The organism is uncultured Cetobacterium sp. (genome assembly GCF_947039425.1).
In the GTDB taxonomy this organism is placed as follows: Bacteria; Fusobacteriota; Fusobacteriia; order Fusobacteriales; family Fusobacteriaceae; genus Cetobacterium_A.
In genome coordinates this window covers 1-8,904 of the sequence record NZ_CAMQYW010000058.1, presented here as the reverse complement: position 1 = coordinate 8,904, position 8,904 = coordinate 1, and the positions used below count along the sequence as shown (strand labels likewise).

Sequence of the window (8,904 nt, the reverse complement as noted above, 5' to 3'; positions counted from 1 at the left end):
AAAGTATCAAATGTATATCCTTTTAATCCTGCTAATTTTGGAGCCAAGCTAGTTACTGTCATTCCTGGACAAGTATTTACTTCTAAGAAATATGCTTTCCCATCTTTTAATAGAAAATCACTTCTAGTAACTCCTAATAATCCTAATTTATCATGAATTTTTTTTGCCCATTCTAAAACCTCTTCATATATTTTTAAATCTATTTGAGCAGGACACTCATATTCAGTCATCCCAACTGTATATTTAGATTCATAATCATACAATCCTGATTTAGGTTTTATTCTTACTACTCCTAATTTTTCACTTCCTAATATTCCTGCTGTTAGCTCTTCCCCTTTAATATACTCTTCTATTAAAGGTTCTTTATTTTTTAAATTTTCCATAGCTAGATTTGCTTCATTTTCATTTTCACAAATATAAAGTCCCACACTTGACCCCTCTTTAGCTGGTTTAATTACAACTGGATACCCTTTGACATCTTTAACTTTTTCATATGTTTTTGGAATTCTAATTCCTAAATCTTTAGCTATTATTTTAGTTAATATTTTATCCATAGCCACTGCACTTCCTGTCATACCAGAACCTGTATATTTCTTTCCTAACATATCTAAAAGGCCTTGAACTCTTCCATCCTCACCATATTCACCATGTAAAACTAAATAGGCTAAATCAAATTGATTTTCTGTAAAAGCTGATACCATATTTTCATGTGTTAAATCTATTTTAAAGGCATTATACCCTTGCCCAATTAAACTATCTAAAACTGCCTGTCCACTTCTTAAAGAAACTTCTCTTTCTGATGTTATTCCACCCATAACTACTGCAATTCTCATTATGCCTATTCCTCCTAATTCTAATCGTTTACAATTATAATTTCTTCTTCTAATTCAATTCCTGTTTTTTCTTTCACACCTTTTTTTACTTCTTCTATTAATCTTATTATATCTGAAAACTTTGCATTTCCTTTGTTTACGATAAAATTAGGATGAATCATTGAAATTTGAGCATCTCCTACTTGTTTTCCTTGTAATCCTGAATCAATAATTAATCTTGCTGAAAATTTTCCATCTGGATTTTTAAAAGTACTTCCTAAATTAGGTTCATTTAAAGGATGATTTTCATTTCTTTTTAATTTGAATTTTTCTACAATATCCTTTTTAAACCCTTGAGAAAACTGAAATGTAGCGCTTATTACAATCCATTTTTTCTTTTTTATCTCTGTCACTCTATAAGAGATTTCAAGATTTTCTTTATTTATTTTTCTTAAATTTCCAAACTCATCTATTATTTCAACTTGAGTAATAGCATCAAAAATCTCTGTTCCGTGAGCTCCACCATTCATAAAGACCAATCCACCAACAGTTCCTGGAATTCCTGCTAAATTTTCTATTCCAGAATAATTTTTTTCCTCCATATACTCAATTAATTTACTAAAATCAAGACCTGCACCAACCTCAATTTCTCCTATTTTTATCTCTTTTATATAATCTATATTTTTCAAAGAAACAAAAGTTTTATCTAAATTTCCATCACCTAATAAAGTGTTTGTTCCATTACCAATGATAAAAATATTTTCCTTGTTTTTTATAATATCTAATACTTCTTCTTTACTCTCTATTTCAATATACTCCTTGGCTATCCCACCAATTTTCATATTAGAATGTTCTTTCATAAAATGATTTTTATATACTTTCATATTTTGTTTCTCCTTACATTTTGTCAACTATACTGTGGGCTAATGCTGAAACACTTCCTGCACCCATAAATAAAAATGTTACAGGTTTTTTCTCTTTTAATATTATCTTCTCTATCTCTAATTTATCATTTATAATAGAACAATGTTTGTGACCTATCTTTTCTTTTAGCCCTTCTAAGGTTACACCAAAGTCATTTTTTTCACCTGCACTATAAACAGGAAGTAAAATAACTTCATCTATACCATCGAAACTATTTTTAAAATCTTCTAATAGAAACTTAACTCTGCTATATCTATGAGGTTCAAATATTGCTACTGTTCTATTTTTTTCTATAGTTTTTGCGCCTTGAATTGTAGCTCTTATTTCTGTTGGATGATGAGCATAATCATCCACTATTTTTATAGTATCTGAATTATATAAAACATCATATCTTCTTTTAGCGCCTTTAAATAATGATAACTTCTCATTTATTCTTTTTGCTGTTATTCCAAATTCATTAGCTAAGTATATTACTGGTAATACATTTTGTATATTATGATTTCCTGGTATTAATAAAGCAAAAGTTCCAAACTCTTTACCTTCTATATATACTTCAAATACAGTTTTTTCATTTTCTATTCTTATATTTTCAGCATATATATCTGCTGTTTTATCAAAAATACTATATGTTAAAATGTTTTCTCTATCTTTCGTTAAATTTACTGCCTCTTTACAATCCTTACAAATTAATATCTCTTTTTTAGTTTGATTCATAAATTGAGTAAAGGATTTTTTAATATTCTCTAAACTTCCATGATTTTCAAGATGATCTGCTTCTATATTAGTTATAATTGAAATCTCTGGAAAAATATGTAAAAAAGAGTTGTCACTTTCATCAGCTTCAGCTATAAATATATCACTTTTTCCTCCACGTGCATTAGAACCTATTTCTGGAAGTATTCCTCCTACAACAATTGTTGGATCTATATCCAACAGTAGAGAACCTAACATTGAACTTGTTGTAGTTTTTCCATGAGTTCCTGCAACAGCTATTCCTTTTTCTTTATTCATTAAAAGGGCTAATAATTCTCCTCTTTTTAATATTTTAATACCTTTTTCTTTCGCTATTATAAGCTCTGGATTACTTTCCTTAATAGCACTTGAAGCAACTATTAAATCAACTCCCTCTATATTTTCACCATTATGTTCTGAATATATTTTTATTCCCAAACCTTCTAATTCCTCAGTTACATAGTTTCTAGATAAGTCTGCTCCTAAAACTTCATATCCCTTTAATTTCATTATTTTTGCAAGTCCACTCATTCCAATTCCACTAATTCCAATAAAGTATATTTTTTCCATCAATTCCTCCAAATATCTAAACACTCAACAATTCTCTCTGCTGAATTACTTTTTTTCAAACTTTTAGCTTTTTTACTCATTCTCTTTAACTCTTCATCATCTTTTATTAACTCTAGAGATTTTTCTAGTGCTTCATTTGCCTTACTATCATTATACATTAATGCTGCTTCATTTTCTGCTAAAATCTGACCAACTTTATATTGTCCAACTTTTATTGAGTTGTAAGGAATTAATATCGCTGGTTTTTCCAATTGAATTAACTCAGAAACTGTTGATGCTCCAGCTCTACAAACGACTAAATCTGCTGCTGCCATTATATTTATCATATTATTAAAATAAGGTTTTATTATATCACTAACTTTTATTTGCTGATCTTCTAATTTTTCATTAATTTCATTAAAATTTTTATCTCCAGTTGCCCAATAAACTCTTAAATTTTTCTCTTTATAAATGTCTTTTAAATGTTTTATAACTGCTTCATTAATTGATTTTGCGCCTAAACTTCCACCTGTTATTAGAAGCACTTTTTCATCTTTTCCTATTTTTAGCCTTTCTCTCTCTTTTGTTTTATCCATATTGTATATATCTTCTCTCAATGGATTTCCTGTAACTAAAAATTTATGTTGATCTTTTATTGCAATCTCTTCATATGTTGCATCAAAAGCTAAAAAACATTTTTTTGCTAATTTATAAAATAATTTATTTGCCAAACCTAAATCAGAGTTCTGTTCTTGCAAATAAATCTTTTTTTTAAGAAGAAATCCTGCTATTAATGTAGGAATTGATATATAATTTCCAAATCCTATAATAATTTCTGGATTTTCTTCTCTTACTATTTTTATTCCCTGAAAAATAGATTTTATATTAGTGAATATTTTTTTAAAATTGTTAAAGGGATAAACATCTATACCTTTAAATTTATATCCTTCACTTGGAACTATATCTTTTTCCATTCTTGTTGAACTTCCAACAAAAACGACATCTATTCCTTTATCTTTTAATTTTTTCCCTACAGAAAGAGCTGGGTAAATATGGCCTCCCGTTCCTCCTGTTGTTATAAGCACTTTTTTCATTTTTTTCCTTTCTATTTAAAATATTTAAAAATAAGTTCTTTAAATATTTTTCCTCTCATTTCAAAATTTTTAAACTGATCAAAACTTGCTGTTGTTGGTGAAAATAAAACTATATTTTCAGCATCTTCTTTAAGATTTTCTTTTAATTTAATTACTACATTTTCTAATTCTTTCAAATTAAAAATTTTACTATTATCATAATTAATCTCTTTTAATTCATTTTCAAGTTTATCTGCTATCTCTCCTATTAAATAAACCTCTTTTACTTTTTCTTTAATTATTTTTGCCAGTGGTTTTAAGTCTAACTTTTTATCTACACCACCACAAATTAATATTGGACTATTATATGCTTCTATAGCAAATTTTGTTGATTCTATATTAGTTCCTTTAGAATCATTTACAAATTTATTTAAACCATAATTATAAAATATTTCCATTCTATGTTCTAAACTTGTTGTATTATATAAAAACTCTCTTATTTTATTATTAGATACTCCTAAATATTTAACAGTTGATACAATGAATAACATGTTTTCTAAGTTATGTTTTCCTTTTAATGATACACGAGATATATCTAGGATATTTTCATTTTCATAAATTAAAAATCCGTCTTTTATATACCCTTGTTGATTTTCCATTTTTTTATCTAATCCAATTAAAGAAATTTTCGATTTTATCTTTGGAGCCCTCTTCATTAAATTATCACAATTAACATTTAAAATAAAAAGATCCTCTTTAGTTTGATTATTTATTATATTGAATTTTGTATCATAATAATGCTCTTCATCTTTATATCTATTTAAATGATCTGGTGCTAAATTTATTATCATTGCTATATCTGCTTTAAATTCTTTAATATTTTCAAGTTGATAAGAGCTTAATTCCAATACAAAATAATCTATTTTTTCATTTTCAATTAATGTTTTAGAAAAAGAAACACCTATATTTCCACAAAATTTTGCTTTAAAACCTGAAAAATTCAAAAGTTCTGTTATTTTTGTAGTTACTGTTGTTTTTCCATTTGTTCCTGTTATAGCTATTATTTTTCCTGGAATTTGCTTTTGTATTTTATATCTATATCCAAGTTCTATTTCATCAATAATCTCTATATTCATCTCTTTTACTTTTTTCACTAATTCAGTATATGGTACTCCAGGACTTTTAATGAAAATATCTATCTCTTTTAACTTTTCCAATGCTTCTTTTGAAGTCATTGCTATTTTATCATCAACTAAGATAACTTCATATCCCATTTTTATTAATATATCTTTTGCTCCTAATCCACTTACTCCCGCTCCAAAAACCATCCCTTTTTTCATGGCCTTTTCCTCCTTAATTTTAAACAACAAAAACCACAGTGAAATCACTGTGGTTTGTTATAGTATACCTCTCATTCTTACTATTCCCAAAGCCATCATCCCTAAAAATAATGCAATTATCCAAAATCTCATTGTTACCTTTGTTTCTGGTAATCCTTTTAATTCAAAATGATGATGAATCGGAGCCATACGAAATACTCTTTTCCCTCTTATTTTAAATGAACCTACTTGTAAAATTACAGAAATTGCTTCTAAAACAAATATTCCACCAATAACTGGTAATAATAACTCCTGTTTTAAAAGTATTGCTACCACTCCTAAAATACCACCTAAAGTAAGAGATCCCGTATCTCCCATAAAAATTTGTGCAGGATAAAAATTATACCATAAAAATCCAAATCCAGAGCCAATTAATGCAGATAAAAAGACTGTTAATTCTCCTATTCCAATTGTATAATATAAATTCAAATGTCTACTTAATTCAATATTACCTGTGAAATATGTTAATATTCCCAATACTGTTGCACTTATTATTACAGGCATTATTGCAAGGCCATCTAATCCATCAGTTATATTAACTGCATTTGATGTTCCCATCAATATTAATGCTATCAATAAAAACATTAATATCCCACCAATATATAACGTGCTATTTGGTATCAGTGGATTAACTATTGAAAAATCCAATCTTTGATTTCCTGTTAATCCAAATTTATCTATAAAATACCATGTTCCTATAGAAATTAAACATTGGCCTAAAAGTTTTTTCTTTCCAGAAAGTCCTTTTTTGTTAACTGTAAATTTTTTATAATCATCTATAAAACCTATACTACTAAATAGTAATGTCACTATTGTCATAAATATGACAAACTTGTTTGTTATATCTCCAACTAAAAATACTGTAAATAGTGTTCCTAGTATTATTAAAATCCCTCCCATTGTAGGAGTTCCTTTTTTTGAAAAATGACTTACTGGCCCCTCTTCTCTTATTTCTTCACCAAATTTTTTCTTTTTTAAATATTTTATAAATGGTTTCCCAATCACTAAAACAAATAAAAATGACATTATAAAGGCTAAAAAACTTCTTAAATAGATTGATTTTAATCCTTCTAATGCTGTTGTACAACTTGCTAATAAATAAAGCATCTTAACTACCCCTTTAAATTATTATTTCTTCTAATTTCATTCCTCTTGAACCTTTAAGCAAAATTATTACCTCTTTAAGTGGTTGAATTATTTTTATCATCTCTTCTTTATCCGAAATATATTTAATTTTATCTGTCCTTAAGATATCTAAAGCTTTTTTCATTCTTTCTCCATAAATAAAAACTTTTATATCTTTCATTTTTAAACAATAATCTAAAATATCTTTATGATAAGCTATTTCATTCTCACCTAACTCTAACATATCCCCTAAAAACATTAGTTTATCCATCTCTGTTGGTAAATCTCTAAAAGTATCTATTGATGCTTTCATAGAAACAGGACTAGCATTATATGCATCATTAATATAAATTTTATCTGATTTATAAATTTTTTCAAATCTCATATTTGTTAATTTAATATTAGATAAACCTTTTTGAATCTCTTTTATATTTAAATTCAATAATTTTCCCATAACAATGGCAAAGCTTGAATTTAAACAATTATGTATTCCATTTAATGGAATACTATATTTTTCATTATTCAATGAAAAATTAACTCCTGCAAATGTTGAGATAACATCTGATATTATATAATTATTATTATTATCTTGCCCAACTTTTATTCCATTTAAGTTTTGTAAATAAAAATCATCCCCGTAGATAATAACATTTTCTTCTAATACATATTTTAAAAGTTCTGTCTTGGCTTTAAAAACATTTTCTCTATTTATTAAAAACTCCAAATGAGAGTCTCCTATATTTGTTATCACTGCAAAATCTGGTTTTGCTATTTCACATAATCTTTCTATCTCTCCAAAGCTACTCATTCCCATTTCCAATATAGCCACTTGATCCTCATCTCTCAATGAAAATATTGTAAATGGCAACCCTATTTGATTATTATAATTACCTTGAGTTTTTATACATCTATACTTTTCTGATAAAACACTAAATATTATATCTTTAGTTGTTGTTTTCCCTTCACTTCCTGTTATTCCTATAACTTTAACTTTTAAATTTTTAATATATATTTTTGCTAATTCTTGTAGAATTTCTATTGTATTCTCCACTTTAATAACTTTATCATCATTTATTAAAGATCTATTATCTCCAATAATCAGTGAAGCTCCTCTTTCAAGTGCATCATTAATATAATTATTCCCTCCATTAATTGCAAAGAATAAATCACCTTTTTCTACTTTTGAACTATCAATTTGAACTCCAGTCACTTTTTCTAGATCACGTTTAAAATATTTTATTAAAATTCTATTTAATGTATCCAATCTTAATTTCCCCTTTACATGATTTCTCTACATTTTAACATTTTTATAGTCTTTTTTTCAAATTTTTTTTATCTCTTTTTAACTAATTCCTAATATTCTTAATCCATTAGAAATACACTCTATTGTTAATGGTAAATCTGGACCTACTTCTCCATCAATATCAGTATGATAATTTTCTGTTCCAACTATTTTAAGTTTTTTTGTTTGAAAATATTTAAAAGAATGAAACTCTTTTTCTAAATGAGTTTTTGTAGCTAAAGCTGCTGTCATTTCAGGAACATCTGTTATGAAGTCTGGCTTTAAAATTAAAATATCAAGTAATCCATCATCTACTTTAGCATTATATGCTAAAGGAAAGTTACCTGCACATTTACCATTAAAAACAAGTATTGAAACAATATCAAGTAATGCTGTATATTCTTTACTTTCAATAATAATTTTCATTTTTTTTATTTTACTCATCTCTTTTATTCCATTTAGTATATATGCTAACTTCCCCATTGCCTTAATCATATTTCTATCTGTAGATTGAGAAATTGTTGAAAAAACTCCAGCACTTGCTATATTTATAAAATAATTATTATTTATTTTTCCTAAATCAATAAAACTTGCTTTAGAGTTTAAAATTTTTCTACAGGCCATCTCTATATTTTGAGGCATATTTAAAACTTTTGCAAAATCATTTGCAGTTCCTGTTGGAAGTATCCCTATTGGAATATCTATATCATTTATTTTTAATAAATTTACAAAACTATTTACTGTTCCGTCTCCACCAGAAATCAAAAAATGATCGTATTCTTCTATATTAATTAAAACATTATCTTTTTCACAATCTTTAGAAATTCTAAAAACATCTAAAATATAATCAAACTCTTGATAAATTTTAAAAATTTCATCTAATTTCTTTAAGATTTTTCCCCCACCAGATACTGGATTATATATTAATTTCGCTTTTTTTAATATTTTCATATTAGCCTCCAAAATATCAGTGTATAAAAAAAAGATTGGCAACTTCCTATCCTCCCAGGGGGCTGCCCCCCAAGTAC

8 protein-coding genes are annotated in these 8,904 nt (G+C 26.6%); all 8 read right to left on the bottom strand.

Features of this window, described 5'->3' with window-relative positions; genetic code table 11:
• A partial coding sequence (locus tag Q0V09_RS04910) for a D-alanine--D-alanine ligase (protein ID WP_297487436.1) occupies window positions 1–833 on the bottom strand: 833 nt, incomplete at its 3' end.
• Between the two features lie 20 nt (window positions 834–853).
• Complete coding sequence (murB, locus tag Q0V09_RS04905; protein WP_297487434.1) at window positions 854–1,696, bottom strand: UDP-N-acetylmuramate dehydrogenase; 843 nt, start codon at window positions 1,694–1,696, stop codon at window positions 854–856.
• A 13-nt stretch (window positions 1,697–1,709) separates the two neighbouring features.
• Entirely contained in the window at window positions 1,710–3,038 is a 1,329-nt protein-coding gene (gene murC, locus Q0V09_RS04900; RefSeq protein WP_297404629.1) for a UDP-N-acetylmuramate--L-alanine ligase, read from the bottom strand.
• Window positions 3,038–4,111: an undecaprenyldiphospho-muramoylpentapeptide beta-N-acetylglucosaminyltransferase gene (gene murG / locus Q0V09_RS04895; RefSeq protein ID WP_297404628.1), complete on the bottom strand. Its 1,074-nt coding sequence runs from the start codon at window positions 4,109–4,111 to the stop codon at window positions 3,038–3,040. Before murG ends, murC begins: the two co-directional genes overlap by 1 nt.
• An 11-nt stretch (window positions 4,112–4,122) precedes the next feature.
• On the bottom strand, window positions 4,123–5,430 hold the full coding sequence (murD, locus tag Q0V09_RS04890) for a UDP-N-acetylmuramoyl-L-alanine--D-glutamate ligase (RefSeq protein ID WP_297404626.1): 1,308 nt from the start codon (window positions 5,428–5,430) through the stop codon (window positions 4,123–4,125).
• 57 nt (window positions 5,431–5,487) lie between these two features.
• Complete coding sequence (gene mraY / locus Q0V09_RS04885; protein WP_297404624.1) at window positions 5,488–6,576, bottom strand: phospho-N-acetylmuramoyl-pentapeptide-transferase; 1,089 nt, start codon at window positions 6,574–6,576, stop codon at window positions 5,488–5,490.
• Between the two features lie 13 nt (window positions 6,577–6,589).
• Window positions 6,590–7,858, bottom strand: coding sequence for a UDP-N-acetylmuramoyl-tripeptide--D-alanyl-D-alanine ligase (gene murF / locus Q0V09_RS04880; RefSeq protein WP_297487432.1), 1,269 nt, complete (start codon window positions 7,856–7,858; stop codon window positions 6,590–6,592).
• A gap of 78 nt (window positions 7,859–7,936) precedes the next feature.
• On the bottom strand, window positions 7,937–8,827 hold the full coding sequence (locus Q0V09_RS04875) for a YegS/Rv2252/BmrU family lipid kinase (RefSeq protein WP_297404621.1): 891 nt from the start codon (window positions 8,825–8,827) through the stop codon (window positions 7,937–7,939).
• Window positions 8,828–8,904: the final 77 nt, after the last annotated feature.

Coding starts and splice junctions, on each gene's coding strand:
- Q0V09_RS04875 (WP_297404621.1), bottom strand. CDS start 8,827: ATGAAAATATTAAAAAAAGCGAAATTAATATATAATCCAGTATCTGGT.
- mraY (WP_297404624.1), bottom strand. CDS start 6,576: ATGCTTTATTTATTAGCAAGTTGTACAACAGCATTAGAAGGATTAAAA.
- murD (WP_297404626.1), bottom strand. CDS start 5,430: ATGAAAAAAGGGATGGTTTTTGGAGCGGGAGTAAGTGGATTAGGAGCA.
- murG (WP_297404628.1), bottom strand. CDS start 4,111: ATGAAAAAAGTGCTTATAACAACAGGAGGAACGGGAGGCCATATTTAC.
- murC (WP_297404629.1), bottom strand. CDS start 3,038: ATGGAAAAAATATACTTTATTGGAATTAGTGGAATTGGAATGAGTGGA.
- murB (WP_297487434.1), bottom strand. CDS start 1,696: ATGAAAGTATATAAAAATCATTTTATGAAAGAACATTCTAATATGAAA.